Below are 26,727 nucleotides of genomic sequence, written 5' to 3' on the forward strand. Positions count from 1 at the left end.
GGCCGGTCAGCAACGCCGACGGTCCTCGGTGAGGGTGCCCTGGACGGTGGACAGGGTGCGGTCGTAGCAGCCCGTGTCGCCGATCAGCCGGTAGCGCTCGCGTGACGTCCCCACGGCGTGGCGCTGGTCGCGCGGAACGTTGGCGGTGTAGGTCGCGTCGCCGTCGTAACGATCGTCCCGCACCGACCAGTTGACGCGCCGTCCACCGCCGCTCGTGCGGCTCTCGGACCGGTCGCCGAGAGAGATCTCGGTCCGCAGCCGGTCACCGGCTCCGAGGGTCGTCGTGCCGTCCATGGTGTACGTGCGGTCGGTGCGCACGGCCCGGCGGCCCGTCGTGACCGTCTCACGGTCGGTCCATGCGGCCTCGAGCGCGTCCATCGCCTCGCCGTCGGTCCAGCGGTGGACGGAGGTGTCGGCGAGCGTGCGGTCCACGGTCGTCGTCACACGGCCGTGCGAGGTGTTCACGTACCCCGAGACGCTGAGCCGATGGCCGCCCGTGGTGTCCAACCGGTGCGGCTCCTGGCCGGAACCGGGCTTGTACGTCGACTCGTTCACCGGCGCGTCCTCGCTGTGACGGATCAGCCGGCCCGTGACGTGGTCGCTCTTGTCGTCCTGCCAGACCAGGACGTTGACCGGGGTGCTCCAACCGGTCTGCGCCGCGGGGACACCGACGACGGAGACCTCCACCTGGTGCGGGCGGCCGTCGTTGAGGATGCCGGCGAAGGGTGTCAGGTCGTACTCGACGGGCTTGATGTCGAAGGCGCGGGGGCCGGGGATCACGTACCAGAGAAAGGGGTTGGACCAGCCACCGGTCCAGACCGTCGGGAACGGCGCGGCGATGCCCGCCAGTTGGCCGTCGACCGTGACCTGAACCTCGCGGTAGGGGCCCTTGTCGGCCTTGCAGGAGTAGGGCGCGGTGTCCGGCACGGTCAGATACCAGTACTCCTCGCAGCCGCCGCCGGAGCCGGTGGCATACACCTCGGCGACGATGCGTTCGCTGTTGCGCGGGGTGGTGAGGGAGGTGCCGTCCCCGAGCGGAATGACACGATCGGGGGCCGACTGCGGCGTGGCGCGGCGCTTCTGCTGCTGCGCGTAGAACGTCAGCGTTGCCTTGACGTCGATGATCCCGGTGTAGGTGTCGTCGACGACGTTGCCGATGAGCATCTCGACCTGCTGGTCCCGGCTCAGCGTCTCGCTGTAGCGGGTGACGTCCTTCTCGACGGACCACTTGATGCCGTCGGCCGACGGCTCCGGCGTCGAGGTGCGGAAGACCTCGACACCACCGATGCGCAGATAGCCGAGCCGGTCGTACTGCCGACCCTTCACCTTGCCGTCCAGGCGCAGGACCACCTTGCCCCAGCGCCCGGGGCCGCACTTCTTCGGAGGGCTGAAGGTCCCTCTGTACGGGGTGAAGTCCTTGAACCGGGCCTCCGCGACGGTCACTTCGCATGACCTGGTGTGCGGTCTCGGCACCGGCGGGGCCGCGGTGACCGGATCGTGCCAGTCGGAGCCGAATTCCGGCGGGGGCGTAGCGGCCGGGCGCACGCCCTCGGCCGTGGCCGGGCCGGCGCCGAGGAGAGTGCTCGCGGCGAGGGCCGCACCGGCGAGCATGGACATGACGCGTCTTCTCATGGGGGATTTCTATGGGCAGTTCCCGATCACCGCAATGGTGCTGCCCGACGCTTCACTTCCTCGTGATGCCTCCCGAGGCTGAGCTCCCACATGGTGCTGCCCGACGGCTCACGCCCGAAGGTTGGCCTTGTCGCCCATCACCACGACCGGGTGCTGCTTCGGGTCGAGGGTGCGCAGCAGTGACTCCATGCCCGCCTTGGACAGGCTCACACAGCCCGACGTGCCGCTGCCGTGGTCCATGTGCAGCCAGATGCTGCCGCCCTTCTCCTGCCCCTGCGGCCGGGTCGGGTCGTTCGGCGGTGTGCCCTTGGCGCGGTTGTAGTCGATGGCGATGACGTAGTCGAAGTCGTGCCAGTGTGTCTTCGGCCAGTAGTGCGGGGCCTGGATGGACACCGACTTCGTGTACGGGACCTTGGCGCCCGGGTCGGCGAGAACCCCGCCCGCGTCGGTGAGCGTGAACACGCCCACCGGGCTGCGCTTGTCGTTCTCCCTGTGGTCGGTGGTCCAGCCCTTCTTGCCGTTGTGCGCGGGCCAGCTGCGGGCCTTCTCCCAGGTCTTGTCCTGGTCCGACGACTTCGTGTAGAGCACGACCGTCGAGTCGGCCGAGTCGACGCCTTCGCCGTAGACCGCGACCACCTGTCGGGAGTTCCCGGGGATCTTGGACTGCAAGCGGTCACCCACGTCGGGGATGCGCCGGAGATCAGCGGCGGCGGCGCCCTTTCCGCTGCCCTGGGCCCCCTTGCCGTGCCCGGCGTCGCCGTCCCCCGGACCGTCGTCGTCCCCACTCGCGCAAGACGTCAGAAGAACACCGCAGGCCGCTGCCGCGACCCCGATTCGCACCACACCGGCTATACGCATCCGCCCATGGTCGCACCTGGTCCGCGCTACTCCCGCGCGGCCCCACGGCCCACGCCGGGACAGGGCCGATTCTTTACCCCGGGGCGGAAAACCGTTTGCCTCGGACTACCGCGCGAGGTGAACCTTTCACGGTTTGCAATCGCCGTCCGCTCCCTGGCCATGGTCCGGAGCGACGGCCGCCGCACCGAGCCCTGGGACGTCATGCAGATTCGCGACCTTCCGTTCCCCGACCCCGGCGTCCCCGATGCCCGGTCGGGGCCGCGCTTCCTGCTGTGGCTGGGCCGCAACCAGCTCGGCGGGCAACTCAAGTCCCTCGCCTGGGGCCTGCTGCACTTCTCCTGCATCGCGGGGCTGCCGTACATGGTCGGCGTCGCCGTCGAGGCCGTACTCGACCGCTCCGGCGGCCGGCTCGCCTTCGCGGGCGCGCTGATCGGTCTACTCGGCGTCGGCATCGCCCTGGGCGACACGATGCTGCACCGCACCGCGGTCACCAACTGGATCACGGCCGCGGCCCGCGTGCAGCAGCTGCTCGCCCGCAAGACGGCCGCACTCGGCTCCGCGCTCACCCGGCGTGTCGCCGCCGGTGAAGTCGTGGCCGTCTCCACCGGCGACGTCGAGAAGATCGGATGGTTCGTGGAGGCGCTGTCGCGGTTCGCGGCGGCCGCCCTCACGGTCGTCCTGGTCTGCGTCGGGCTCGTCGTCTACCAGCCCGCCCTTGGCGTCGTGGTCGCCGTGGGCATCCCGATGCTCGCGCTCGCCGTGCTCCCGCTGCTGCCCCGCGCCACACGTCGGGCGGACTTCCAACGGGAGAAGGCGGGCCGGGCCACCGAACTGGCATCGGACACCGTCGCCGGACTGCGGGTGCTGCGCGGCATCGGCGGCGAGGAACTCTTCCTCGACCGCTACCGCCGCGCCTCCCAGGAAGTCCGCACCGCGGCGGTGCGCAGTGCCCGGATGTGGGCGGTCATCTCGGCGATCCAGGTCTTGATGCCCGGCCTGCTGCTGATCGCCGTCGTCTGGTACGGCGTGCACCTGGCCCGTGAGGGCCGCATCACGGTGGGCGAACTCGTCACCGTCTACAGCGCGATCATGATGCTCAACTACCCGCTGCGGCACTTCGAAGAGATCGCCATGGCGTACTCGTTCTCCCGCCCCTCCGCGAAGCGGGCGGCCCACGTCCTCTCGCTGAGTCGGGCGGCGGAGGAGCCGCGGGGTGAGGCCGAGGCAGGCCTGCCCGGAGATGCCCGCGCGCACCTGTCCGCGGACGTCTCCGCCGCGCCCGGCGGCGACCTGTACGACCCGGCGACCGGCCTGCTCGCCCCGGCCGGCCGGCTCACCGCCGTGGTCTGCGGCGACCCCGACGAGGCGGGACGGCTGCCCGAACGCCTCGGCGGCCACCCCGCAGTCGAGGACGCCGCGAACCTGCCCTCCGTACGGCTGGGTGACGTGCCCCTGGACGACGTGCCCCTGGACACCGCCCGCACCGCGGTCCTGGTCCAGGACAAGGATCCTGTTCTGCTCTCCGGGACGCTCCGGAGCCTGCTCGACGTGCCGGCCTCGGGAGCCGTCAGCCCTGAGGCGGCCCTCAGCGCCGCCCAGTGCGCCGACGTCCTCGACGCACTGGCCCAGGCATCCGTCGACGACGACCCGATGACCGCCCACCTCACGGAACGCGGCCGCTCCCTCTCCGGGGGCCAGCGCCAACGCCTCGCCCTGGCCCGCTCGCTGGTCACGGACCCGGAGACGCTGGTGCTCGACGAGCCGACCTCCGCCGTCGACTCGCACACAGAGGCCCGCGTCGCCGACGGCATCCGGCGACTGCGCCGCGGCCGCACCACCGTGGTCCTGACCTCATCGCCGCTGCTCCTGGACCGTGCCGAGCGCGTCGTGTTCCTGGCCGACGGCGAGGTCGCGGCCGTGGGCGAACACCGTGAACTGATCCACAGCGAACCGCGGTACCGCGCGGTCGTCACCCGCGAAACCGACGCCGAACGCGTCACCGCGGAGTCACCGACAGAAACGGATGCCCTGACAGATTTCGACACGGAACTCGACACCGACTTCGACATCGAGGAGACGGCATGATCGGCCTGGCGCCCCCGGAGTACGATCCGGCGGCCCCCACGACGACGGAGACCCTGCCCGTCGGGTCGGCCGCGACCGTACGCGCCTACGTGAGCGACCTCTTCCGACGGCACCGCCGCCCCTTCCTCCTCCTCATCCTGGTCAACACGCTGGCCGTCGTCGCCTCGATGGCCGGCCCCTATCTGCTCGGCAACCTGGTCGAGAAGGTCTCGGACGACGCCCGCGCACTCCATCTGGAACTCACCATCGGGATGTTCGCCCTCGCGCTGCTCGTCCAGGCCTACTTCGTGCGCGAGGTACGGCTGCGCGGTGCGATGCTCGGCGAGCAGATGCTGGCGGACCTGCGCGAGGACTTCCTCGTACGCTCCGTCGGGCTGCCGCCCGGTGTCCTGGAACGCGCCGGCACCGGCGACCTGCTCTCGCGCATCACCACCGACATCGACCGACTCGCCAACGCCATGCGCGAAGCGGTGCCGCAGCTCGCCATCGGCGTGGTCTGGGTCGTCCTGCTGCTCGGCGGGCTCGCGGTGACCGCGCCACCGCTGGCGCCCGCCGTGCTCATCGCCGTACCGCTCCTCGTCGTGGGCTGCCGCTGGTACTTCAAGCGGGCGCCTGCCGCCTACCGTTCGGAGGCCGCCGGATACGCCGCCGTGGCGGCCGCCCTCACCGAGACCGTCGACGCGGGGCGCACCGTGGAGGCCCATCGACTCGGCCCCCGCCGCATCGAGATGTCCGAACGTCGCATCAAGGAGTGGACCGCCTGGGAGCGATACACCCTCTACCTGCGGTCGGTCCTCTTCCCGGTGATCAGCTTCACCCATGTGACGGTCCTCTGTTCCACGCTGATGATGGGTGGCGTCTTCGTCCTCCAGGGATGGATCGGCGTGGGCCAACTGACGACCGGCGTGCTGATCGCGCAGATGCTCGTGGATCCGCTGGGGATCATCCTGCGCTGGTACGACGAGCTTCAGGTCGCCCAGGTCTCGCTGGCCCGGCTCGTCGGTGTACGCGACATCGAGCCCGACACCGGCGACTCCTCCGTCGTCCCGGAGGGCCGCCTCGTCGTCGCCGACGACGTGCACTTCGGTTACCGCGCGGGCGTGGACGTGCTCCGCGAGGTTTCCCTCGCTGTGGAGCCCGGCTCCCGCGTCGCCCTGGTCGGCCCGTCGGGCGCGGGCAAGTCCACGCTCGGCCGGCTTCTCGCGGGCATCTACGGGCCGCGCATCGGTCATGTCACCCTGGGCGGCGCGGCGTTGGCGGCCATGCCCGCGGAGGAGGTGCGTGCCCACGTGGCCCTGGTCAATCAGGAACACCACGTCTTCGTGGGGTCCCTGCGCGACAACCTCCTCCTGGCGCGGACCGGTGCGCGGGACGCCGAACTCTGGGCCGCGCTGCGCGCGGTGGACGCGGCCGACTGGGCACAAGGCCTGGATGACGGCCTCGACACGGAAGTCGGCTCCGGCGGCTTCGCCTTGACGCCGGCGCAGGCACAGCAGATCGCCCTGGCCCGCCTGGTCCTCGCCGACCCGCACACCCTGGTTCTGGACGAGGCGACCTCGCTCCTCGACCCGCGTGCGGCACGACATCTGGAACGCTCCCTTGCCAGGGTGCTCGACGGCCGCACGGTCGTGGCCATCGCACACCGGCTGCACACGGCACACGACGCGGACGTGATCGCGGTGGTCGAGGAGGGGCGGATCAGCGAACTGGGCACCCACGACCAACTGGTGACGGCGGACGGTGCGTACGCCGCACTGTGGCGGTCCTGGCACGGGTAGGAGCAGCACGTCCGGACCTGACGTCAGTTGCATGGACGCCTGGTTGACTGCCGGCGCGATGTGCGGGCGAGCGGTCACAGTGGGGACAGCTCGCCCTGTCCCCGTGTGAGCAGGGGTAGTTAGGGTTCGTGAATGGCTGCATCTCCCACGGATCCCGGCACCCCCGACCGCCGCGGGCCTGCCCGCTACCTCTGGTGGGTGACCGTCAGCCAGCCGCGACGCGTGGCTCTCGGCGCCCTGTTGGGCAGCGCCTGGATGGTCTGTCTCACGCTTCCCCCGTACATCCTGTCGCACGCGATCGACGACGGACTGCGGCCGGGCGACCGGTCCGTCCTGCTCGGCTGGTCAGCGGCGCTGTTCGGCATCGGTGTGGTGAACGCGTGGCTGGCGATCATGCGGCACCGCACGATGACGCGGATCCGTCTCGACGCGTACTTCCGTACCGTGCGCGTCGTGGTCGACCACGCGACACGGCTCGGCGCCGCTCTGCCGCGCCGGCTCTCCGCGGGCGAGGTCGTGACGATCGGCCACTCCGACGTGGGCGTGATCAGCCAGACCCTCACCGTGACGGGCCCCGGCGTGGGGGCGTTGCTCTCCTATGTCGTGGTGGCCGTGCTCCTCTTCTCCGTTTCCGCCCTTCTTGCCCTGGTGGTGCTGGCCGGCGTCCCTCTGCTCGCCGTGCTGGTCGGACCGTTCCTCGGCAGGCTGCAGGGAGCGGAGACGGACTACCGGGACCACCAGGGCGCCCTCGCGGCGATACTCGGTGACCTCGCCGGCGGATTGCGTGTCCTGAACGGCATGGGTGGCAAGGCCATGTTCGCCGCCCGCCACCGGGACAGCTCGCGTCGGCTGCGGGACGAGGGGTACCGCGTCGGATCGAGCACGAGCTGGATCCAGGCCTTCGGGCTCGGCCTGCCCTACCTGTTCCTGGCCGCGGTGACGTGGCTCGCCGCGCGCATGGCCGCTCAGGGCGCCATCAGCGTGGGCGAGTTGGTGGCCGTCTACGGCTACGTCGCCGTGCTCGTGGTGCCGGTGACCTTCTTCATCGAGGGCGGATACGACATCGGCAGGGGGCTGGTCGCCGCGCGACAGGTCGTGAACTTCTTGAACCTGGAACCCGAGTTCCCGGAGTCGGCCCGTCCGGCAGCCCAGCAGTTTCCTGAGGGCACCGAGCGGCGGGCGGATCCCGATGCGGGCCCGGTTCCCGGGCCTCAGGTGCCGTCCGTGCTGCGGGACCCGCGGTCCGGTGTGGAGGTCACGCCCAACATCCTCACGGCACTCGTCACCAGCCATGCGTCGGACGGCATCGACGTCGTCGATCGCCTCGGCCGCTTCTCTCCCTCCTGCGCCACCTGGGGGCCGGTCCGGCTCGACACCATGGCGCTCGACGAGGTGCGTTCCCGGATCCTGGTGGCGGACAACGAAGCCGACCTCTTCGCCGGCACGCTGCGCGCGGCGATCTCCGGCCGATGGTCGCCGGGGGAGGCAGCCCTCGCACAGGCAGTCGACGACGCCATGGCCCGCGACATCGTCCTCGGACTTCCGGACGGCCTCGATGCGCTCCTCGAAACACACGGCCACAACCTGTCCGGCGGGCAGCGTCAGCGCGTCCGCCTGGCCCGCGCCCTTCTCGCAGACCCCGAAGTCCTCTTGGCCGTCGACCCCACGTCGGCGGTGGACGCCCACACGGCTGCGAACATGGCGGCCCGGCTGCGTGCCGCCCGCCAAGGCTGTACGACCCTCGTGACCAGTACTTCGCCGCTCCTCCTCGACCAGGCCGACACCGTGTACTACCTGGTCGACGGAGAAGTGGCCGCCGTCGGCCGCCACCGGGACCTGTTGGCCACGCGCCCCGACTACCGGCGCCTGGTGTCGCCCGGCGACGAGGACGGTGACGAAGCGGAGAAACCGCACACACCACGCCGTCACGAGCCCTCGCGACACTCCGCCGCCAGGCCGAGTCATGAGGCACTCCGATGACGCATGCCATACCGCCCGGTCGTCGTGAGGCATCCGGGGCCGCGCACGGGCTCCTCCCCGTGGCCGACCGGCGACAGGTCCGCAGAGCCGCAATCCGTCTCATTCGCCAGGACACCCCGGCCTTCGTCACGATGATCGTCTTCAACGCACTCGCCGCGTCCGCCGGGCTGGTCGGGCCCTGGCTCCTGGGGCGCATCATCAACACGGTCAAGGACGGCGGGGGCGTCGCCGCCGTCGACCGTCTCGCGCTCGGCATCCTCGCCGGGGCAGTCGCCCAGCTCCTTCTCGCACGCCACGCCCGCTATCTCGCCCACCGCTTCGGTGAGCGCACCCTCGCCCGGATGCGCGAGCAGTTCGTCGACCGAGCTCTCGCCCTTCCCGCCTCGGTCGTGGAGCAAGCCGGTGCCGGGGATCTGACCGCTCGCGGCACCACCGACGTCGCGACGGCCGGGCAGACACTCCGTGACACGGGTCCCGACATCTTCGTCGCGGCCGTGCAGGCCCTGTTCATCCTCGGCGCGGTCTTCCTCCTCGACCCACTGCTCGGTGTCTGTGGCGTGCTCGGTCTCACCGGCATCTGGTTCGCCACACGCTGGTACCTGCGCCGAGCACGCTCCGCGTACCTCGAGCAGGGAGCGGCTCACTCCGCGCTGGCGGAGGTGCTGGCCGCCACCGCCTCCGGGGCCCGCACCGTCGACGCCTTCGGTCTGCGCGAGCGTCGCGTCGCCGACAGCGAGACCGGCATCGAACGGTGCGTGGCCGCCCGTGACAGGACGCTCTTCCTGCGCAGCGTGCTCTTCCCGTCCATCGACATCTCGTACGCCGTACCGGTCGTCGCCGTGCTCCTGGTCGGCGGCGCTCTGCACGGACAGGGCTCCGTGAGCCTGGGCACTGTGGTCGCCTCGGCCCTGTACCTGCGGCAGCTCTCCCAGCCCCTGGACACGATCTTGCAGCAGGTCGAACAGGTGCAGAGCAGCGGCGCCGCCTTCGCCCGCGTAGAGGGACTGGCCGCCGCGGCGGCAGGAGCCACCGATGCCTGCGCCCCGACTGCCGCGTACTCCGCCCCGGCCTCCGGCGGCGCGCCCGAGCAAGGCCGCATCGAATTGCGCGGTGTGCGGTTCGCCTACGGCAGCGGCACCGGTGTGTTGCGCGGCGTCGATCTCTCCGTACGTCCGGGCGAGCGACTGGCGATCGTCGGGCCCTCCGGCGCCGGCAAGAGCACGCTGAGCCGTCTGCTGGCCGGTATCGAATCGCCGACCTCTGGCACCGTCACCGCCGGGGGCCTGCCGGTCGCCGACGGGGCGCCCGACCGGCTGCGCCACCAGGTCGTCCTCGTCACCCAGGAGCACCACGTCTTCCTGGGCACGCTCCGGGACAATCTGCGCATAGCGGCGGAGTCCGCACCTGACACCGCCCTCGAAGCGGCCCTCGCCGCGGTCGGCGCGGACTGGTACGACAGCCTGCCGGACGGGCCCGGCACGGAGCTGGGCCCCGGAGGCCTCCGGCTGCACGGCGCCCAGGCCCAGCAACTGGCACTGGCCCGTGTCGTCCTCGCGGACCCCCACACAGTGATCCTCGACGAGGCCACGGCGCTCCTGGAGCCGACGACGGCACGGCACACCGAACGAGCTCTGGCCGCGGTCCTGCGCGGGCGCACCGTCATCGCCATCGCTCACCGTCTGCAGACGGCGCACGACGCGGACCGGGTGGCGGTCATGGAGTGGGGCCGGATCACCGAGCTCGGCACGCATGACGACCTCGTGGCGGCCGACGGCGCCTACGCGGCGCTCTGGCACTCCTGGCACGGAGAGCCCCCGAACACCGCCTGAGCGAGTGTCGCCCCCGCGCGGAACGTCACCCCCGCGGCAGTGCTCGTTCAGATGAAGTTGAGCGCGGCCGCGCCACCCACTCCCCCGAGCAGCATGAACGCCGGCATGAGCACCTTCAGCTCGATCCAGCTGCCGGCCCGGAACCGCATCACCTTCGGCGGTCCGATCGGATACCAGCGCTTGCGGCCGATGGGGATGGGCCACAGGATCGGGCATCCTGAGACGGTCAACGCGTCGCCGACATCGTGCACCAGCGCCCCGAGCACGATCGGAAGCCCCAGCCACAAATACTCCTGGCCGGACGCGGTGAACAGCCAGTCCGCGCCGTTGCCGGGCTTGTCCAGGATGCCGGCGAGGATCCAGGCGCTCGTCGCGGCCAACAGCCACACCAGCACGTCGCTGCTCGAGCCGCGGGACGCCCGCCACAGCAGGCCCTCGATGGCGAGCACCATGTGGACGAAGAGAATCCCGAGGACCGCCCAGCGTCCCCCGAAGATCGCCAGGGCCGAGGCTCCGGCTCCGATCAGCACGGCCCACAGCCAGGTGTGCGTAAGCGTGCGGTGACCGCCCGAGCGGCGCGGGTCCCCCTGCTTGCGGGTCGCTTTGTAGACCGCGTACGAAAGTTTGTCGACGATCTCGCACATGCCCCGGGAGAGGGGCCCGAAGGCTCGCGAGATGGTCGCCGACTTGTGGTCGAGATCGGGCGCGAGCGCCGCTCCCGCGCAGATCAGAGCCCCCACGAGGAGGACCGGCCAGGGCATCGTGTGCCCCGCGGCCGCCGCAGCGGCACCGACCCCCAGCCAGGCTGCCGCTCCCGACAGCGAGTGTGCCGGTCCCATCATTGCTGTTGCCCGCCCCATTTCCATTGTTCTGACGCCCCGTTGGCGACACAGCGTAGCGTTCGTGATCTTCGTGGGGCCCTCCGGTTCCCTCATCGGGTGAGAAGGAAGGCAAGATGGGGGTGTGACCCTTATCGATCAGCTGCCGCCGGATGCCGACCCCGATGCCCTTTTTGAAGCCTTCTCGTCGTGGACCGAGGACCAGGGCATCACTCTCTACCCGGCCCAGGAGGAGGCGCTGATCGAGGTGGTCTCCGGGGCGAACGTGATCTTGTCCACGCCGACCGGCTCCGGCAAGAGCCTGGTCGCCGCGGGCGCCCACTTCACTGCCCTCGCCCAGGACAAGGTCACCTTCTACACGGCACCGATCAAGGCTCTGGTGTCGGAGAAGTTCTTCGATCTGTGCAAACTCTTCGGCACCGAGAACGTCGGCATGCTGACCGGCGACGCGTCGGTCAACGCCGACGCCCCCGTCATCTGCTGCACGGCCGAGGTCCTCGCCTCGATCGCGCTGCGGGACGGCAAGAACGCCGACATCGGCCAGGTCGTGATGGATGAGTTCCACTTCTACGCCGAGCCGGACCGCGGCTGGGCGTGGCAGATCCCGCTGCTCGAACTTCCGCAGGCGCAGTTCATCCTCATGTCGGCCACGCTCGGCGACGTCAGCATGTTCGAGAAGGATCTGACGCGCCGCACCGGCCGCCCCACCTCGGTCGTCCGTTCCGCCACCCGGCCTGTTCCGCTGTCCTACGAGTACCGTCTGACGCCGATCACCGAGACGCTCACCGAGCTCCTGGACACCAAGCAGGCTCCGGTCTACATCGTGCACTTCACCCAGGCCCAGGCGGTCGAGCGGGCGCAGTCGCTGATGAGCATCAACATGTGCACGCGCGAGGAGAAGGACAAGATCGCCGACCTGATCGGCAGCTTCCGCTTCACCACCAAGTTCGGTCGCAACCTCTCGCGCTACGTGCGCCACGGGATCGGTGTGCACCACGCCGGCATGCTGCCCAAGTACCGCCGCCTGGTGGAGAAGCTCGCGCAGGCAGGGCTCCTCAAGGTCATCTGCGGCACGGACACCCTGGGCGTCGGCGTCAACGTCCCGATCCGCACGGTGCTCTTCACGGCCCTCACCAAGTACGACGGAAGCCGCGTGCGCACCCTGCGCGCCCGGGAGTTCCATCAGATCGCCGGACGCGCGGGTCGCGCAGGCTTCGACACGGCGGGCCTTGTGGTCGCCCAAGCGCCCGAACATGTCATCGAGAACGAGAAGGCGCTCGCCAAGGCCGGTGACGACGCCAAGAAGCGTCGCAAGGTGGTCCGAAAGAAGGCGCCCGAAGGGTTCGTCGCCTGGTCGGAGAGCACCTTCGAGAAGCTCATCGCCTCGGAGCCCGAGCCGCTGACCTCCCGCTTCCGAGTCACGCACACCATGCTGCTGTCCGTCATCGCCCGGCCCGGCAACGCCTTCGAGGCGATGCGTCACCTTCTCGACGACAACCACGAGCCGCGCAAGCAGCAGCTGCGGCACATCCGCCGGGCCATCGCGATCTACCGTTCGCTGCTCGCCGGCGGCGTCGTGGAGAAACTCGACGAGCCAGACGCCACCGGCCGCATCGTGCGTCTGACGGTCGACCTGCAGCAGGACTTCGCCCTGAACCAGCCGCTGTCGACCTTCGCCCTCGCCGCCTTCGAGGTCCTCGACCCCGAGTCGCCTTCGTACGCCCTCGACATGGTGTCCGTCGTCGAGTCCACCCTCGACGATCCGCGCCAGATCCTCGCGGCCCAGCAGAACAAGGCCCGAGGCGAGGCCGTGGCGCTCATGAAGGCCGACGGCGTCGAGTACGAGGAGCGCATGGAGCGGCTCCAGGACATCACGTACCCGAAGCCTTTGGAGGAGCTCCTCTTCCACGCCTACAACACCTACCGCACCAGCCACCCGTGGGTGGGCGACCATCCGCTGTCCCCGAAGTCCGTCATCCGGGACATGTACGAACGCGCGCTGTCTTTCACGGAATTCACGTCCTTCTACGAGCTCGCCCGCACCGAGGGCATCGTGCTGCGCTACCTCGCGAGCGCGTACAAGGCGCTGGAACACACCATCCCGGACGATCTGAAGTCCGAGGACCTCGAGGATCTGATCGCCTGGCTCGGCGAGATGGTGCGCCAAGTCGACTCCAGCCTCCTGGACGAATGGGAACAGCTGGCCAACCCCGAGGTCATGACCGCCGAGGAGGCCCAGGAAAAGGCCGACCAGGTCAAGCCGGTCACGGCCAACGCGCGCGCCTTCCGTGTCCTGGTGCGCAACGCCATGTTCCGCAGGGTCGAGCTGGCCGCTCTCGACCACGTCGAGGAGCTGGGCGAGCTGGACGCCGACGCCGGCTGGGACGCGGACGCCTGGGGCGAGGCCATGGACAAGTACTGGGACGAGTACGAAGACCTCGGCACCGGTCCCGACGCCCGCGGTCCCAAGCTGTTGCTCATCGAGGAGGATCCCGAGCACGGTCTGTGGCGCGTCCGCCAGACGTTCGCCGACCCGAACGGCGACCATGACTGGGGCATCAGCGCAGAGGTCGACCTCGCGGCTTCCGACGAGGAAGGCCGTGCCATCGTCCGGGTCACGGACGTCGGTCAGCTCTGATCGCCCCGAAGATCCACGCACCCCGGACAGGAGTCGAAGAACGGTCATGAACAACCCCGCCGACCGGCTGGTCGACCTGCTGGACCTGGAGCAGATCGAGGTCAACATCTTCCGGGGACGCAGTCCGAACGAGTCCCTGCAGCGTGTCTTCGGCGGCCAGGTCGCCGGGCAGGCCCTGGTGGCAGCCGGTCGCACCACCGAGGGCGACCGGCCGGTGCACTCGCTCCACGCGTACTTCCTGCGTCCGGGCCGTCCCGGCGTGCCCATCGTGTACCAGGTCGAGCGGGTCCGGGACGGGCGCTCCTTCACCACGCGCCGCGTCACGGCCGTCCAGCAGGGCCGCACCATCTTCACTCTCACCGCCTCCTTCCATCAGCCCGAACAGGGCGCCTTCGAACACCAGCTGCCGCCGCGGCTGACGGCTCCAGATCCGGAGTCGCTGCCGACGGTCGCGGAAGAGATCAGGGAGCACCTCGGGGCCCTTCCCGAGCAGTTGGAACGCATGGCCCGGCGCCAGCCCTTCGACATCCGCTACGTCGACCGGCTGCGCTGGACCGCCGAGGAGATCAAGGACGCCGAACCCCGCAGCGCTGTGTGGATGCGCGCCGTCGGCCCGCTGGGTGACGACCCCCTCGTGCACACCTGCGCGCTCACGTACGCGAGCGACATGACGCTCCTCGACGCCGTCCGCATCCCGGTGGAGCCGCTCTGGGGGCCGCGCGGGTTCGACATGGCCTCGCTCGACCACGCCATGTGGTTCCACCGCCCCTTCCGTGCCGACGAGTGGTTCCTCTACGACCAGGAGTCCCCCATCATCACGGGGGGCCGCGGTCTCGCTCGAGGCCGGATCTACGACACCGAAGGCCGCCTGTTGGTGTCGGTCGTGCAGGAAGGGCTGTTCCGTCCGTACGGCGAACGCCACATGGACAGTCCGACGGCAGGCGCGTGATCCGCGAGAGCTTCGGGCAGGAGGCGCGGTGCGATACATCGATGTGGCGGAACGGCGGGCACGGCTGGCGCTGCGGCACCGGCTGACGACGAGCACCAGGTCGGACGACCCCGTCGAAGTGGCGCGTTCCCTGCTGGCCCTGCACGGCACCGATCCGTCGTCCGTGTACGTGGGCGCCTGGGCCCGCATGCGGGACGGCGACGTGGCGGACGTGCAGCGCGCCCTGTACGAGGACCGGTCGCTGATCCGTCTGATGGGGATGCGGCGCACCGTTTTCGTCACCTCTCTGGACGTGGCTCCGGTGCTGCAGGCCGCCTGTTCGCGAGCGGTCGCCGCGCGGGAGCGCCGTCTCGTCCTGCGCATGCTCACCGAATCCGGGGTCGCCGACGACGAGGCGGGCGTAAAGGCATGGCTGGCGGAGGCCGAAGGAGCGGCCCTGCGAGCCCTTGAGGAACGAGGTGAGGCGACGGCGGCCGAACTCGCCGCCGACGACCCCCGATTGAGCACGGAACTCGTCATGGCTCGCGGCAAGAGTTACGAGGGGCGGCAGAAGCTGGCCAGTCGACTCCTTCTGTTGCTCGCGGCCGAGGGGCACGTGGTTCGCGGCAGGCCACGCGGCACGTGGACCTCCCATCAATACCGATGGGCACCTCTGACGGACTGGTTGCCCGCCGGTCTCGCCGACTGGGACACACAGAGGGCCGAAACTGAGATCGCTCGGCGCTGGCTGCGGGCGTTCGGTCCGGCTACCGCGGACGACCTGTGCTGGTGGGCCGGGTGGACCAAGACCCAGACCAGGCGGCCCCTGACCGAACTGCGTCCCATTGACGTCGACTTGGCGGGAACAGCCGGACTGCTGCTCCCGGACGATACCGAGGAGACTCCCCCTCCGGAGCCGTGGGCCGCCCTGCTGCCCGCACTCGACTCCACCCCGATGGGCTGGCGGCACCGCGGCTGGTTCCTCGGGGAACACGGCCCGCGTCTCTTCGACCGGAACGGCAATATCGGCCCCTCCCTGTGGTGGAACGGCCGCATCGTCGGCGGCTGGGCACAGGACGGCAACGGCGATGTCGTGTGCAGGTTCCTGGAGGACGTCGGCGCCGACGCGAGGGATGCGGTGCGGACTGAGGCCGAGCGGCTCACCTCGCGCCTGGCCGGCGTGCGGCTCACGCCACGCACCCGTGGGCGCACATGGCTCGAGGACGAACTGGCCACCGGCTGACGGCCATGGAACGCGCCGGGTCTGACAACCCATGAGCATGCATACTCTCCGGTCGGCATAGTGAGTGATCGACGACGTGGTCGGACCTGACTGGCGGTGCGACGAGTGGGCTGCGAAGGGGATGAGAAAGTGAGCACGAATCCTGACGGGGACAGAGATCGTCTGTTGACGGAAGCGGTGCGCCTGCGCGAGACGGGCCGAAGCGAGGAGGCCAGGGAGCGCCTCGTCGCGCTCTCCGCGGCGCTCCCCCACGATGCAGAGGTGGCCTACCAGACGGCGTGGGTTCACGACACGCTCGGCCTCGAAGCCGAGGCGGTGCCGCACTACGAGCGCGCCCTCAACCAACCCGGTCTGTCGGCCACCGATCGCAGAGGAGCTCTACTGGGTCTCGGCAGCACGTACCGGATCTTGGGACGATACGAGGAAGCCGTCGCCACACTGGGGGGTGCGACAGCCGAGTTCCCCGAGGACGGCGCGCTCAAGACGTTCCTGGCCATGGCCTTGTACAACACCGGCCGGACGCATGACGCAATGGAGATGCTGCTGATGCTGCTTGCCGCCACGAGCAACGACCCGGAGATCACTGGCTACCGCCCCGCCATCGAGGAGTACGCCAAAGACCTGGACGCAACGGTGTGAGGACGGGGCGCTACCGCGCGAAACGGTCTCTGCGCCTCAGGCCCTTCTACGACGCAGCCACCTCATCAAGCCTCCCGGCTCCTGCGGAGGCGCGCTGTTCGTGGGGGCCGGACCGCCCTCTCCCACCGGATCGCTCTTCGCCGCGGGCAGGGTTGGCTCGGGTACGGCACATTCCTGCCCGGGCCTCGGTGCCGGGCGCTGGGCCCGGGCCTGGACGAGGCCGATCAGCAGGCTGGAACGCAGCCATCGGATCTCGTCGGGGTCGTCCGCAGTCATGATCTTCTGCAGAAGCCGTGAACCAGGTGAGTCAGGAGATCCGTACGTACGGGGCGTGGGCTTGAGCCGGTTGAGGTAGGCACGTTCGTACGGGTCCTTGACGATCTCCGCGATCTGTACCGGGTCGAGGAGGGACGTCATGGCGGCGGCGCGCTCCCAGGCATCGTCGGCCTGGCGCAGCAGGAACCCCGCATACCGTCCCCGCCAGTTGCGGGCCCGGAGGTCCTGGCCCTCGTCCAGCCGACGGCGCATGGACTCCGGCAGGCGGCCCTTGAGCAGGGTGCGGTTGACCTCGGACTCGGCGAAGTGCCGCAGCTCTTCGGCGAGATAGAGCCAGACGACCGCGCGGTACCGATTCAGGTAGACCTTCACGGGCGTCACGATGCCCAGGCGGGCAAGGCGAGTGAGGCGGGCCGGGGCGATGTTCATGAGAGCCGCGCCCTCCGTGGTCCCCACGGCCCTGACGCTCTCCCTGAGGGACTCAGGAAACCCCTCTGCCCCGCGGACGCGCTCGATCTCCTCGCGTGCGACGCGCCGCTGACCACTCGACAATTCCCCGATGGTGCGGACTCGCCCCAGCATCACCGCGAGTTCGAACTCGCCCCGCTTCAACTCCAGTTCCCTTGCGGCACGGCTTGGCGTGACCGTCGGCGGAAGGGCCGTCGTGCGGATGGATCGCGTGATGGTGCCACCGGTCATGGTGGTTCTCCCCCGTGAGATGTGATTGCTCTCGGGAAAAACCGTAGCCCGATCACCGCTATCCTCGCTGAGCCTGTGGATAACTCTTGATGGGACAGCGTCAGCGCAGGTCAGAGGTCAACCGTGGGCGTGCGTTCCGGTTGCCGGGCGCCCACGCCCAGGTGTTCACCGACCCGGTTGACGAGCAACGTCATCTCGTAGGCGACCTGGCCGATGTCGGCCTCCGCCGAGCTCAGGACGCACAGGCAACTCCCGTCCCCGGCGGCCGTGACGAAGAGGACCGCGTCATCGAACTCGATCATCGTCTGACGCACGTTGCCGGCGTGGAAGTGTCGGCCCGAGCCCTTGGCCAGGCTGTGCAGCCCCGATGCGACCGCGGCGAGATGTTCCGCGTCCTCCCTTTGCAGATCCGTGCTGGCGGCGGTGACCAGTCCGTCGTTGGACAGCACCAGCGCGTGGCGTACGTGTTCCATCCGTTGCGTCAGGTCGTCCAAGAGCCAGCCGAGCCCCGTTCCCTGCCCCATCTCTCGTCTCCCCGTGTTCGCTCCCCCTGGCTGGAGGATCTGACCTGCCAGCCTTCCCCACGACCGGGTCCCCGGCAAGCATGATGGGGACATGGCACAGAAGATGACCGAGGACGAATGGCGGGCCTTCGTCTCGCACGGCACACGCACAGCCAAGCTCTCGACCGTCAGGGCGGACGGCAGCCCGCACGTCGCGCCGATCTGGTTTCTGGTCGATGGAGACGATGTCGTGTTCAACACGGGAGGGAATACCGTCAAGGGCCGCAACCTCACACGGGACGGGCGCGCGGCTCTGTGCGTCGACGACGATCAACCGCCGTTCGCCTACGTCGTCCTGCAGGGCCGCGTCGCAGTGAGCGAGGACCGCGACGACCTCCAGCACTGGGCGGCCCGCATCGGTGCTCGCTACATGGGTGAGAGCCGGGCGGAGGAGTTCGGGAAGCGCAACGGCGTCCCCGGGGAACTGTTGGTCCGCATGCGGATCGAGAAGGTGTCGGCGTACACCGGTATCGCCGACTGACACCACGCCCGAACTCGCCGGAATCAGCCAACGGAGTCGAGCATGCGGGCGGTATGGACCCGTCCGGCGTACTCGACGAGCCGAATCAGCACCTCCTTGCCCGAATCGCGGTCCCGGGCATCGCACAGCACCACCGGCGTTCCGCGGTCCAGGTCCAAGGCTCGAGACACGTCGCTGGCGCCGTATGTACGGGTGTTGGCGAAGCAGTTGACGGCCACGACGAACGGGATACGACGGTGTTCGAAGTAGTCCACGGCAGGAAAGCAGTCCTCTAGGCGCCGGGTGTCCGCGAGCACCACGGCGCCGAGAGCGCCCTGTGACAACTCGTCCCACAGAAACCAGAACCGGTCCTGTCCCGGGGTACCGAACAGGTACAGCGACAGCCCGGACCTGATGGTGATGCGGCCGAAGTCCATGGCCACGGTCGTCGTGGTCTTCCGGTCGACGCCTTCGGTGTCGTCCACCCACTGGCCCGCCTCGCTCAGCAGTTCCTCGGTGCGCAGCGGACGAATCTCGCTGACCGCCCCCACCAGGGTGGTCTTGCCCACCCCGAAGCCGCCCGCGACCAAAATCTTCAGCGCCATGGCGGCGGTCTCGGCCGCCATGGCGTCAGAGCGCTCGGAGCCCATCGATCACCTCTCGAAGAATTTTTTCGTCGGGAAGCCGAGCGGGCGGCACCGGCCGACTGATCTTGACGCCGCCCATCTCCAGCAGGTCACCGAGGAGCACCCTCACCACGCCCACGGGGAGATCGGCTCCGGCGGCGAGCTCGGCGACGGTCTGCGTCTCCGTGCGGCACAGTTCGATCAGCACCCGGTGTTCCGGGCCGAGCGCGGAGCGGTCACCGGGTTCCGGGGCGTTGGTGTCCAGTGTCACCAAGGCGATCAGGTCGAAGGGGACACCGCGGGGTCCCGGCCTGGTGCGGCCGCCCGTCATCGCGTAGGGCCGGACGAGCGGCCCGGCTTCATTGTCGTACCACTGGCTGCCCGGCGGTCCGGGGAGACTTCCCGGTACGTCCGGGAAGCTGCTCAAGTCGTCGGTCATGCGCTTCGACCGTCCTCGGTCATGGGTTCTGGCTGTCCGCGATCATCCGGCGGCCGGTGGGTTTTCCGCGAAGCGCGCGGGGGTGTCGAGGTGCTCCCCCACGCGCTTGACCATGCGCGCCATCTCGTACGCCACCAGGCCGATGTCGGCCGTCACGGACGTCAGAACCGCGAGGCAGGAGCCATCGCCGGCGGCAGCCACGAAGAGGAAGGCGTCGTCCATTTCGACCATGGTCTGGCGCACGCCGCCGGCTCTGAAGTGCCGCCCTGCCCCTTTGGCGAGGCTGTGAAAGCCCGAGGCCACCGCGGCGAGGTGTTCGGCGTCCTCACGGCCGAGTCCGGTGGAGGCTCCGACCGGCAGTCCGTCGTTGGACAGCACCACCGTGTGCCGCACCTCACCGACGCGTAGCACCAAGTCGTCCAGCAGCCAGTCGAGTTCTCCGGTCCTGCCGGCGGGAATGCTCTGGTCGCGGATCATGCGGGGTCTCCTTCGCTGCTGTCTCTGCCCGGTGTGGGCCTCGGGCCTGCCGGGGGCGCGGTTCTGGCGCCGGGGAGCGGACCGCCCCCGCGTGCCCAGCCTTCGCGGTAGGCGGTCATGCGGTCGCGCACCTGCTCCGGTCTGCGTTCGTCCTGTTGCCTCGATCCTGCTGCTCCCGTCTGCTCCACAGGGCGGTGTTCGCGCAGTTGCGGGGCGAGGCTCGCCTGGCGGACGCGGCGTGGCAGTTCGGCCGACGGATCCTGGTCGACCGGGGCGTCGGGGGCGGGCGAGGCTCCCTTTGCGTCCGTGGCCGTCTGCGCGTCGGCGCCCGCGACATCGAGTGCGTCGGTGGCACGGGGACGGGCGTCGTGGCCGCCAGGGTCCGGGGCGCTGGTGTCGTAGAGGGGGCGAGGGCCGGAGTCGTGTGGCCCTGTCACGGTGGCGGGGTGTGTATTCAGGCCCTGGTGCAGGCGCAGGGTCACGCCCGGCTGCGAGGACGTACCGGTCGATGCCGTCAGCGCGCGGCGCGGTTCAGGGGCCGGTACCGAGTTGGCGTGTGCACGATGGTGCGACGCGTCCTGCACGGGTGCGTGCTCCTCGTCCCACGCTTTCCGGCGTTCCCCAGGGGGTGGCTCTGTCCCCTGTGTGTCCGCGCCGTCCGTGGGGCCGCTGTGCAGGAGCGCGGTGGGCAGCAGTACGACTGCCGTGGTCCCTCCGTAGGGGGACGTGCGCAGGTGCACTTTGATGCTGTGGTGGGCCGCGAGCCTGCTGACCACGAAGAGACCGAGCTGGTCGCTGTCGAACAGATCGAGCGCCTCGGACTGCTCGACGCGGCGGTTGGCCTCGGCGAGTGTTTCCTTGCCCATGCCAAGCCCACGGTCCTCGATTTCCAGCGCGTAACCGTTGCCCACCGGTTCACCGCTGACCCGCACCTTGGTGTGCGGCGGAGAGAACTGCGCGGCGTTCTCCACCAGTTCGGCCAAGAGGTGGGTGAGGTCGGCCACGGCTGTTCCGATGACCGATGCCGCGGGGAGTTGCCGTACCTCCACGCGCGCGTAGTCCTCCACTTCGGACACCGCGGCGCGCACCACGTTCGTGAGGGATACGGGCTGACGCCAGGCCCGCCCGGGGGCAGCACCGGAGAGGATGATCAAGCTCTCTGCATGGCGCCTCATCCGGGTCGTCAGATGGTCGAGCCGGAAGAGGTCACTGAGCTCGTTCGGGTCCTCTGCCCGCCGTTCCATGCTGTCGAGAAGGCTGAGCTGTCGGTGGACCAGCACCTGGGTCCTGCGAGCCAGATTGACGAATACACCGGAGATGCCGCTGGCGAGTTCCGCGCGGTCGATCGCCGCACGCAGCGCCGCCCGGTGGACCGTGACGAGCGCTTCGGAGACCTGCCCTGTCTCGTCCTCCGCAGGTGGCCCAGGGGGTGCCTCCGCGCGGATGTCGATTTCCTCGCCGGCTCGCAGCCGCCGCATGGCGTGCGGGAGCTTGCGACGGGCGATCTCCAGGGCCCCGTTGCGCAGGCTGACGAGCTCGATCACGAGCCCTCGGCCGATGCGGACAGAGATGATCAGTGAGGCGGCGACGGCGACCAGCCCGAGGAGGACGGCGGCTCCCGCCGACGTGAGCACCCCGCGGGTGAGCGGATCGGCCCGGTCGGCGGCGCCCCGGTCGGCAGCTTCCTTGATCGCCTGGAGCTCGCCCCTCACGTCCTTGTACGCCTTGTTCCAGGTGCCCGAGGGCGCCGCGGCGAGTGCCTTGCGGCCGGGCTCGGCCAGCAACACCTTGTCCTCGGTGGTGCGCACGACTTCGTAGGCTCGACCGCTCTCGAGGGCGTGCCATGCGGACTGCTCGGGTCCACGCAGATCCGGGACCGCCGTTTCGGTCAGTGTCCGGCGGGTGTCGACGGCCCCGGTGAACAGCCTGAGCCGCTCTCCTTGCAGTGTTCCTTCCAGCCGGGCCGCGCCGAGCACGGCGTCCTCTCGAGCCAGCATCTCCGCTGCTCTGGAGAATTCGAGGAGCACGCGCGCGTGGGATCCCCACGCGGTGTCCTGCATGCCGGTGAGCGCACCGCTCACCGCGAACGCCTGAGAGATCGTCCTCGTGTACTGGCCGTACGCCGCGTCCCATCCCGTGCGTCGGTCCAGCACGTGTGTGCGCAAGGAGCGCAGGCTCGCGGCACCGGAGACGAAGGCCCTCAGCCGGGCCGCGACGCCTTGGGGCAGTCCCGCGCCGTCGGCGACCGTCCGATGGCCGCCCAGACGCAACTCGGCCACCGCACGGTCGGTGCGCCTGGCTTGTGTCTGCAGCGCGCCACGCCGCTCGGCGCTGGGCTCCGCCGCGTAGCCCACTGCGACGACCCGTTCGGCTTGGAGGGCGCCGACGGCCGCTTCGACGGGCGTGCGCACGTTGGTGTCGGCCTGCTGCGCCTGCCGTAGGTGCGCCACGTCCTGCGCCGTGCTGACGGTCGCGTATCCCCACAGGGCGAGCAGCGACACCACGGGCACCATGAGCAGGCACACGATCTTCGCGCGCACGGTACGTGGGCGGACACGCCACCATCCCGCGCGCGTGGGGGGCCTGTCGGCCGGAGGAGCGCGGAACGTGCCTTCTCCATCCGTGTGTTCCTCGGCGGGTGCACCTGCATGGGCCCTTCGACCGCGCACCGAGCGCTCCGGAGGCTCCGGGGGTGTACCTGGGAACGATTCGGAGGTGCTTCGGGGCATGTCCATGGCCTCCTCGCCGGGGTGGGTGCGGTGTGTGTCGCCCTGCGGCCCTGATCACGGGGTGGCGGCGTCCTCGACCGGCCGCTGGGCCGACACGGAGGCATCGCGTTCGCCCGACGTCGGGGACAGTGCGACGAACGCAGAGGTCAGGAAGAGGTAGGACCCGAGGCCGACGGCGAGGGGGAAGATGAACTGCATCGTCGTGGCCCCGGGCAGTGCGGCTTCGGAGGGGATCACCCGTACGCTCACCGCGAGCATGCCGGTGTAATGCATGCTGCTCACCGCCCCGCCCATGACCAGCGAAGCCCCGGCCACGGCGAGCGGCGAGCGGATGTTGAGACCTGCCCACAGAGCTGCGGTCGCGGCAATGACAGCGATGACTACGGAGAGCCCGACGAGCACCGGGTTGTATCGCACATCGCCATGTAGTCGCAGCGCGGCCATACCCAGGTAGTGCATGCTCGCCACGCCCAGCCCTGTGGTGAGGCCTCCGAGAGCCAGGGCGCGTCCGCGGTCTTGTCCGTATCCGACGGCGAAGACGCCGGTACCCACGACCGCCATGGCCACCACCAGACTCAGGATGGTCAGGGGCACGTTGTAGTGGATCTCCGTGCCGGTGACTCCGAAGCCGAGCATGGCGACGAAGTGCATCGTCCAGATGCCCGTTCCGATGGCGGAGGCGCCGGTGATGAGCCAGTTCCTGCGCGAGCGGCCCGAGGCGCCCAGCGCACGAACGGTGCAGCGCAGCCCGAGGGCCGCGCCGATGCAAGCCATCGCGTACGACAGCACGGGGGTCAGCCATCCGAAGGTGGCGTGGTCCAGGTGTCCCATGGCCCCGGGACGCTAGTCCGACACAGGGCGCGTGACGGGGGCGCATTTCGAAAGCTGATGAAATATGACAGAGAGACGGCTCTGAACGACCGCGTCACGCTCGAACGAGTGCACCCAACGCACGTGCGACTCCGTGCGGGATCATGGCTCGCATGAGCCACGACCACACGAAGGTGCAAGAGTTCTTCACCGCCCGCGCGGCCGACTGGGACACCCGCTTTCCCAACGACGGGCCCGCCTACCGGGCCGCCGTCGCCGAGCTTGCGCTCCGCCCGGGTTCCTCCGTGCTCGACGCCGGGTGCGGGACGGGGCGGGCACTGCCGGCGCTCAGAGGGGCCGTAGGGCCCTCCGGCGTGGTCCTCGGCGCCGATCTGACGCCGGCCATGCTGGAGGCCGCTACGCGCGCGGGCAGGCACCACGACGGGCACCTACTGCTCGCCGACGTGGCACGCCTTCCCCTGCGCGCCGAGACGCTCGACGCGGTTTTCGGCGCCGGGCTGATCAGCCACCTGTCCGACCCGCAGGACGACCTCAGGGAGTTGAGGCGGGTGGTACGCCCGGGAGGGCTGCTCGCTCTCTTCCACCCCATCGGCAGGGCGGCACTCGCGGCACGGCAAGGACGCCAGATCACATCCGACGACCTCCGGGCGGAGGCCAACCTCGGCCCGCTGCTGGCCGGTTCCGGCTGGCGCATGACGTCCTACGTCGACGAGGACGCCCGCTTTCTGGCCATCGCCATCCGCGAAGACTGAGCCGGCCCGGCTCCGGACATTGGTGGTCAGGGCGCTCGGCGGCCGATGGGCAGGGCTACCCGGCGACAACAGCGGCGAACGCTTCCGCGTCGTCGAACATGACGTTGTGCCCCGCGTCCGGCACGGTCACCACCCGCACGCCGGATGCCATCAGCTCGCTCTCCCCGGCGAGCGGCCCGCTCAGTTCGCCCTGTACGTAGACGCGCTCAACGGTGAGCTCCTCCAGCATCCGACGCATGGTGGGACGCGTGCCCGCGACGAGACCGGTGGCGCTGCGATGGAGCGCCACCGGGTCCGTGAGGCGCATGGTGGCACCCCATTCGGTGCCGGCCTGCTCCAACATGCGTGCGAAGCCGTCACCCCGGACGAACTCCTCCTCGGTATAGGTGGCGATGCCGCTGCTGCCCGCTGTCGCAGGAGGGTGTGGGTCGAGGTTGGCCTCCGTCAGGACCAACCGCGACACCAGGTCGGGGCGACGGTGCGCGAGCACGATGGCCATGGACCCGCCCATGCTGTGAGCCACGACCTCCACTCCGGTCAGCCGAGCCTGATCAAGGACGACAGCCAGCGCTCCCGCATTGTCCTCCAGGGTGTAGCCGAAGTCCGTCGGACGGTCGCTGAGACCGTGCCCGGGAAGATCCACGAACAGCGAGCGCCGTCCCGCCAGTTCGGGCCGTGCGGCGATGTGCGCGTGATAGGCCGTGGAATGCGCGCCGAGGCCGTGGACGTACACCCGCGCAGGCCCGGCGCCCTCCACCTCGGTCCACCGCACGCGACTCCCCTGCGCATCGAACCGCACCCCGTGCATCGTCATGTCCCCGCTCCCCTCGTCGTCCTGCCGGGCCTCGCCTGCCCACATGCTCGCGTTGCCGACATGCGGACAATACATCGGAATCGATGTATCACGGAAGGGAGGTACACCTGGCACGGATGGGTACGACAGAATGCAGGCATGCTCGAACTGGCCATCCTCGGATTTCTCTACGACACCGCCCTGCACGGCTACGAGTTGCGCAAGCGGATCACCGCACTCACCGGGCATGTACGACCGGTCGCCGAGAGCACGCTGTACCCCGCCATCAAGCGGCTGGAGAAGGCCGGGCTGCTCGTCCGCGAGACGCAGCCCGGCGCCGTGGCAGCGCCACGCCACGTATTGAGCCTGACCTGCGATGGCGAGCGGGAACTGCGCAGGCGGCTCACGGAGCCGGCGCGCGGCGACATCTCCGACGAGAATCGCTGGTTCACGCTCCTGGCATTCCTCCGCCACTTGGACGACCAGGGTGCTCAGGCGGCAGTGCTGCGGCGCCGGCTCGCCTTCCTGGAGGAGCCTGCCAGCTTCTTCTACGACGGCGAGCGCCCTCTGCCGGCCGAGGAGCTCGACGACCCGTTCCGGCGCGGCATCCTCACGATCGCCCGCGCCACGAGCCGGGCCGAACTCACCTGGCTGCGCGACACCCTGGCGTCACTCGAGGGAAGCGGCGGTTGACTCACCCTGATGCGGGACCGGACATCCACGAACCTTCGGGACCGGGAACGTACCGAGCTCGGCGACCTCGTATCCGTGGAGGTAGCCCTTGATCTCCCGGTTCTGTCGGGCGTAGTGCGGCACACGGCGCGGCGGCATCAGGCGCACCGCGCGGCCTCGCAGGCGCACCGAACCCCTCACCAGAGCACGCGTTGCCGCGCCCGGCCGTTCGTACCGGAACGCCCGCAGGAGCGGGTCGTCGAGCAGTGCGAGGGTTGCGTTGCGCAGTACGGGTGCCACAGGGCGCGGATACCACGACGCCATCAGGTTCAGCGTCGCGTCGGACACCTCGCGTGCCCCTTGGTCCCAGGCGAAGTTGACGTCTTCGTAGTCGTCGAGGTACTTCTCGAACTCCTCGTAGGAGTGCGGGATGCCCTTAATGCCCATGTGCCGTCCGAGCGTGCGGTAGTACGCAGCGGCGGCGGCCGCCTCGTGACGGGAGAGCCTGCGCCAGCCGTACGCATCGATCCACCGTTTCGGCACCACCACGAACGTGCACAGCACGTACCGCATGTCGTCGTTGCTGATGTCGTAGCTGCGGTGCATCTGATTGATCCGGCGGATGGCCGTGCGGCCGCGTTCGCCGGTGAAGCCGTGCTCCACTATGGCGTCCAGGAGGAGCGCGGTGTCGTCGTATCTCTTCTGCGTACGATCCGTCAGTTCGGCGGTCCGCTTGAGCAGTCGGCCGATGCTGGGAATCGCGTAGGTGCGGTAGAGCGCGAGTTCGAGCGCCCGCGCATAGTCCCACGGAAATTCGAATGTCGTGGTGAGCCGGTAGATCGCGAGGAAGTCCTGCTCCGGATCGAGACGCCGGATCTGCTCGAGCCGCGCGAAACGCTGCACCACGCACTCTCCCTTCTGCAGTGGAGCCTCTAACTCTACTTTGGGAGACGACAGTTGA

Annotated in this window: 23 protein-coding genes; 11 read left to right on the plus strand and 12 right to left on the minus strand. The window is 69.7% G+C overall.

The features are described from left to right. Window positions 1-6: 6 nt before the first annotated feature. Window positions 7-1,632: a peptide-N4-asparagine amidase gene (locus ACZ6B8_RS17915; RefSeq protein ID WP_471607791.1), complete on the minus strand. Its 1,626-nt coding sequence runs from the start codon at window positions 1,630-1,632 to the stop codon at window positions 7-9. Window positions 1,633-1,740: 108 nt separating this feature from the next. Next, window positions 1,741-2,490: a L,D-transpeptidase family protein gene (locus ACZ6B8_RS17920; protein ID WP_471083083.1), complete on the minus strand. Its 750-nt coding sequence runs from the start codon at window positions 2,488-2,490 to the stop codon at window positions 1,741-1,743. A 201-nt stretch (window positions 2,491-2,691) separates the two neighbouring features. Between ACZ6B8_RS17920 and ACZ6B8_RS17925 the strand changes: the two genes are divergently transcribed. The 4 genes from ACZ6B8_RS17925 (at window position 2,692) to ACZ6B8_RS17940 (ending at window position 10,162) form a co-directional block, all read left to right on the plus strand. Continuing rightward, the gene (locus ACZ6B8_RS17925) at window positions 2,692-4,575 is read left to right on the plus strand and encodes an ABC transporter transmembrane domain-containing protein (protein ID WP_471607927.1); all 1,884 of its coding nucleotides are present in this window, start codon (window positions 2,692-2,694) and stop codon (window positions 4,573-4,575) included. Next, window positions 4,572-6,353 (plus strand): ABC transporter ATP-binding protein, encoded by a 1,782-nt coding sequence (locus ACZ6B8_RS17930; protein WP_471607792.1) that lies wholly within the window; start codon window positions 4,572-4,574, stop codon window positions 6,351-6,353. Before ACZ6B8_RS17925 ends, ACZ6B8_RS17930 begins: the two co-directional genes overlap by 4 nt. Window positions 6,354-6,485: 132 nt before the next feature. After that, window positions 6,486-8,333, plus strand: coding sequence for an ABC transporter ATP-binding protein (locus tag ACZ6B8_RS17935; protein ID WP_471607793.1), 1,848 nt, complete (start codon window positions 6,486-6,488; stop codon window positions 8,331-8,333). Further along, the gene (locus tag ACZ6B8_RS17940; RefSeq protein ID WP_471607794.1) at window positions 8,330-10,162 is read left to right on the plus strand and encodes an ABC transporter ATP-binding protein; all 1,833 of its coding nucleotides are present in this window, start codon (window positions 8,330-8,332) and stop codon (window positions 10,160-10,162) included. The genes ACZ6B8_RS17935 and ACZ6B8_RS17940 overlap by 4 nt, the downstream gene beginning before the upstream one ends. Window positions 10,163-10,209: 47 nt before the next feature. Here the strand turns inward: ACZ6B8_RS17940 and ACZ6B8_RS17945 are convergent, their stop codons facing one another. Further along, window positions 10,210-11,004, minus strand: coding sequence for a metal-dependent hydrolase (locus ACZ6B8_RS17945; protein WP_471607795.1), 795 nt, complete (start codon window positions 11,002-11,004; stop codon window positions 10,210-10,212). A gap of 121 nt (window positions 11,005-11,125) precedes the next feature. Here ACZ6B8_RS17945 and ACZ6B8_RS17950 point away from each other — a divergent pair, with 121 nt between their 5' ends. The 4 genes from ACZ6B8_RS17950 (at window position 11,126) to ACZ6B8_RS17965 (ending at window position 16,449) form a co-directional block, all read left to right on the plus strand. Continuing rightward, a complete protein-coding gene (locus ACZ6B8_RS17950; RefSeq protein ID WP_471607796.1) occupies window positions 11,126-13,639 on the plus strand; it encodes a DEAD/DEAH box helicase in 2,514 nt (837 codons plus the stop codon). A 46-nt stretch (window positions 13,640-13,685) separates the two neighbouring features. Continuing rightward, complete coding sequence (locus ACZ6B8_RS17955; RefSeq protein ID WP_471607797.1) at window positions 13,686-14,588, plus strand: acyl-CoA thioesterase; 903 nt, start codon at window positions 13,686-13,688, stop codon at window positions 14,586-14,588. A gap of 37 nt (window positions 14,589-14,625) precedes the next feature. Next, window positions 14,626-15,810 (plus strand): winged helix DNA-binding domain-containing protein, encoded by a 1,185-nt coding sequence (locus ACZ6B8_RS17960; RefSeq protein ID WP_471607928.1) that lies wholly within the window; start codon window positions 14,626-14,628, stop codon window positions 15,808-15,810. Between the two features lie 129 nt (window positions 15,811-15,939). Next, window positions 15,940-16,449 carry a tetratricopeptide repeat protein gene (locus ACZ6B8_RS17965; RefSeq protein ID WP_471083066.1) on the plus strand — a complete coding sequence of 170 codons (510 nt, stop codon included), beginning with the start codon at window positions 15,940-15,942 and terminating at the stop codon, window positions 16,447-16,449. 36 nt (window positions 16,450-16,485) lie between these two features. Here ACZ6B8_RS17965 and ACZ6B8_RS17970 read toward each other — a convergent pair whose 3' ends face one another. Then, entirely contained in the window at window positions 16,486-17,424 is a 939-nt protein-coding gene (locus tag ACZ6B8_RS17970; RefSeq protein ID WP_471607798.1) for a DUF6397 family protein, read from the minus strand. 110 nt (window positions 17,425-17,534) lie between these two features. After that, a complete protein-coding gene (locus tag ACZ6B8_RS17975; protein ID WP_355809535.1) occupies window positions 17,535-17,948 on the minus strand; it encodes a roadblock/LC7 domain-containing protein in 414 nt (137 codons plus the stop codon). Between the two features lie 91 nt (window positions 17,949-18,039). On the opposite strand from ACZ6B8_RS17975, the gene ACZ6B8_RS17980 reads away from it, so the two are divergent. Continuing rightward, the gene (locus tag ACZ6B8_RS17980) at window positions 18,040-18,468 is read left to right on the plus strand and encodes a PPOX class F420-dependent oxidoreductase (RefSeq protein ID WP_471607799.1); all 429 of its coding nucleotides are present in this window, start codon (window positions 18,040-18,042) and stop codon (window positions 18,466-18,468) included. 23 nt (window positions 18,469-18,491) lie between these two features. Here the strand turns inward: ACZ6B8_RS17980 and ACZ6B8_RS17985 are convergent, their stop codons facing one another. The 5 genes from ACZ6B8_RS17985 to ACZ6B8_RS18005 are packed head-to-tail and all read right to left on the minus strand — an operon-like array spanning window position 18,492 to window position 23,549. Next, complete coding sequence (locus tag ACZ6B8_RS17985) at window positions 18,492-19,097, minus strand: GTP-binding protein (protein ID WP_471083058.1); 606 nt, start codon at window positions 19,095-19,097, stop codon at window positions 18,492-18,494. Next, window positions 19,078-19,512, minus strand: a complete 435-nt coding sequence (locus tag ACZ6B8_RS17990; protein WP_471083056.1) for a DUF742 domain-containing protein — start codon at window positions 19,510-19,512, stop codon at window positions 19,078-19,080. The genes ACZ6B8_RS17985 and ACZ6B8_RS17990 overlap by 20 nt, the downstream gene beginning before the upstream one ends. Before the next feature lie 42 nt (window positions 19,513-19,554). After that, window positions 19,555-19,989, minus strand: coding sequence for a roadblock/LC7 domain-containing protein (locus tag ACZ6B8_RS17995; RefSeq protein WP_471607800.1), 435 nt, complete (start codon window positions 19,987-19,989; stop codon window positions 19,555-19,557). Next, on the minus strand, window positions 19,986-22,724 hold the full coding sequence (locus tag ACZ6B8_RS18000; protein WP_471607801.1) for a sensor histidine kinase: 2,739 nt from the start codon (window positions 22,722-22,724) through the stop codon (window positions 19,986-19,988). Before ACZ6B8_RS18000 ends, ACZ6B8_RS17995 begins: the two co-directional genes overlap by 4 nt. Before the next feature lie 48 nt (window positions 22,725-22,772). Continuing rightward, window positions 22,773-23,549 carry an MHYT domain-containing protein gene (locus ACZ6B8_RS18005; protein ID WP_471607802.1) on the minus strand — a complete coding sequence of 259 codons (777 nt, stop codon included), beginning with the start codon at window positions 23,547-23,549 and terminating at the stop codon, window positions 22,773-22,775. 143 nt (window positions 23,550-23,692) lie between these two features. On the opposite strand from ACZ6B8_RS18005, the gene ACZ6B8_RS18010 reads away from it, so the two are divergent. Then, window positions 23,693-24,301, plus strand: coding sequence for a class I SAM-dependent methyltransferase (locus ACZ6B8_RS18010; RefSeq protein ID WP_471607803.1), 609 nt, complete (start codon window positions 23,693-23,695; stop codon window positions 24,299-24,301). A gap of 55 nt (window positions 24,302-24,356) precedes the next feature. On the opposite strand, the gene ACZ6B8_RS18015 is transcribed toward ACZ6B8_RS18010, so the two are convergent. After that, window positions 24,357-25,109: an alpha/beta fold hydrolase gene (locus ACZ6B8_RS18015; RefSeq protein ID WP_471607929.1), complete on the minus strand. Its 753-nt coding sequence runs from the start codon at window positions 25,107-25,109 to the stop codon at window positions 24,357-24,359. A gap of 144 nt (window positions 25,110-25,253) precedes the next feature. On the opposite strand from ACZ6B8_RS18015, the gene ACZ6B8_RS18020 reads away from it, so the two are divergent. After that, window positions 25,254-25,787, plus strand: coding sequence for a PadR family transcriptional regulator (locus tag ACZ6B8_RS18020; RefSeq protein ID WP_471607804.1), 534 nt, complete (start codon window positions 25,254-25,256; stop codon window positions 25,785-25,787). Here the strand turns inward: ACZ6B8_RS18020 and ACZ6B8_RS18025 are convergent. Beyond that, complete coding sequence (locus ACZ6B8_RS18025; protein ID WP_471607930.1) at window positions 25,764-26,669, minus strand: oxygenase MpaB family protein; 906 nt, start codon at window positions 26,667-26,669, stop codon at window positions 25,764-25,766. The two genes, ACZ6B8_RS18020 and ACZ6B8_RS18025, sit on opposite strands and share 24 nt — an antisense overlap. Window positions 26,670-26,727: the final 58 nt, after the last annotated feature.

The organism is Streptomyces sp. NPDC041122, assembly GCF_055592445.1.

Excerpts from the sequence above, each read along its gene's own strand:
- ACZ6B8_RS17975 (WP_355809535.1), bottom strand. The coding sequence starts at position 17,948 with ATGGGGCAGGGAACGGGGCTCGGCTGGCTCTTGGACGACCTGACGCAA.
- ACZ6B8_RS17955 (WP_471607797.1), top strand. The coding sequence starts at position 13,686 with ATGAACAACCCCGCCGACCGGCTGGTCGACCTGCTGGACCTGGAGCAG.
- ACZ6B8_RS17970 (WP_471607798.1), bottom strand. The coding sequence starts at position 17,424 with ATGACCGGTGGCACCATCACGCGATCCATCCGCACGACGGCCCTTCCG.
- ACZ6B8_RS17935 (WP_471607793.1), top strand. The coding sequence starts at position 6,486 with ATGGCTGCATCTCCCACGGATCCCGGCACCCCCGACCGCCGCGGGCCT.
- ACZ6B8_RS17925 (WP_471607927.1), top strand. The coding sequence starts at position 2,692 with ATGCAGATTCGCGACCTTCCGTTCCCCGACCCCGGCGTCCCCGATGCC.
- ACZ6B8_RS17990 (WP_471083056.1), bottom strand. The coding sequence starts at position 19,512 with ATGACCGACGACTTGAGCAGCTTCCCGGACGTACCGGGAAGTCTCCCC.
- ACZ6B8_RS18010 (WP_471607803.1), top strand. The coding sequence starts at position 23,693 with ATGGCTCGCATGAGCCACGACCACACGAAGGTGCAAGAGTTCTTCACC.
- ACZ6B8_RS18015 (WP_471607929.1), bottom strand. The coding sequence starts at position 25,109 with ATGCACGGGGTGCGGTTCGATGCGCAGGGGAGTCGCGTGCGGTGGACC.
- ACZ6B8_RS17985 (WP_471083058.1), bottom strand. The coding sequence starts at position 19,097 with ATGGGCTCCGAGCGCTCTGACGCCATGGCGGCCGAGACCGCCGCCATG.
- ACZ6B8_RS17980 (WP_471607799.1), top strand. The coding sequence starts at position 18,040 with ATGGCACAGAAGATGACCGAGGACGAATGGCGGGCCTTCGTCTCGCAC.
- ACZ6B8_RS18005 (WP_471607802.1), bottom strand. The coding sequence starts at position 23,549 with ATGGGACACCTGGACCACGCCACCTTCGGATGGCTGACCCCCGTGCTG.
- ACZ6B8_RS17940 (WP_471607794.1), top strand. The coding sequence starts at position 8,330 with ATGACGCATGCCATACCGCCCGGTCGTCGTGAGGCATCCGGGGCCGCG.
- ACZ6B8_RS18020 (WP_471607804.1), top strand. The coding sequence starts at position 25,254 with ATGCTCGAACTGGCCATCCTCGGATTTCTCTACGACACCGCCCTGCAC.
- ACZ6B8_RS18000 (WP_471607801.1), bottom strand. The coding sequence starts at position 22,724 with ATGGACATGCCCCGAAGCACCTCCGAATCGTTCCCAGGTACACCCCCG.
- ACZ6B8_RS17945 (WP_471607795.1), bottom strand. The coding sequence starts at position 11,004 with ATGATGGGACCGGCACACTCGCTGTCGGGAGCGGCAGCCTGGCTGGGG.
- ACZ6B8_RS17915 (WP_471607791.1), bottom strand. The coding sequence starts at position 1,632 with ATGAGAAGACGCGTCATGTCCATGCTCGCCGGTGCGGCCCTCGCCGCG.
- ACZ6B8_RS17920 (WP_471083083.1), bottom strand. The coding sequence starts at position 2,490 with ATGCGTATAGCCGGTGTGGTGCGAATCGGGGTCGCGGCAGCGGCCTGC.
- ACZ6B8_RS17995 (WP_471607800.1), bottom strand. The coding sequence starts at position 19,989 with ATGATCCGCGACCAGAGCATTCCCGCCGGCAGGACCGGAGAACTCGAC.
- ACZ6B8_RS17930 (WP_471607792.1), top strand. The coding sequence starts at position 4,572 with ATGATCGGCCTGGCGCCCCCGGAGTACGATCCGGCGGCCCCCACGACG.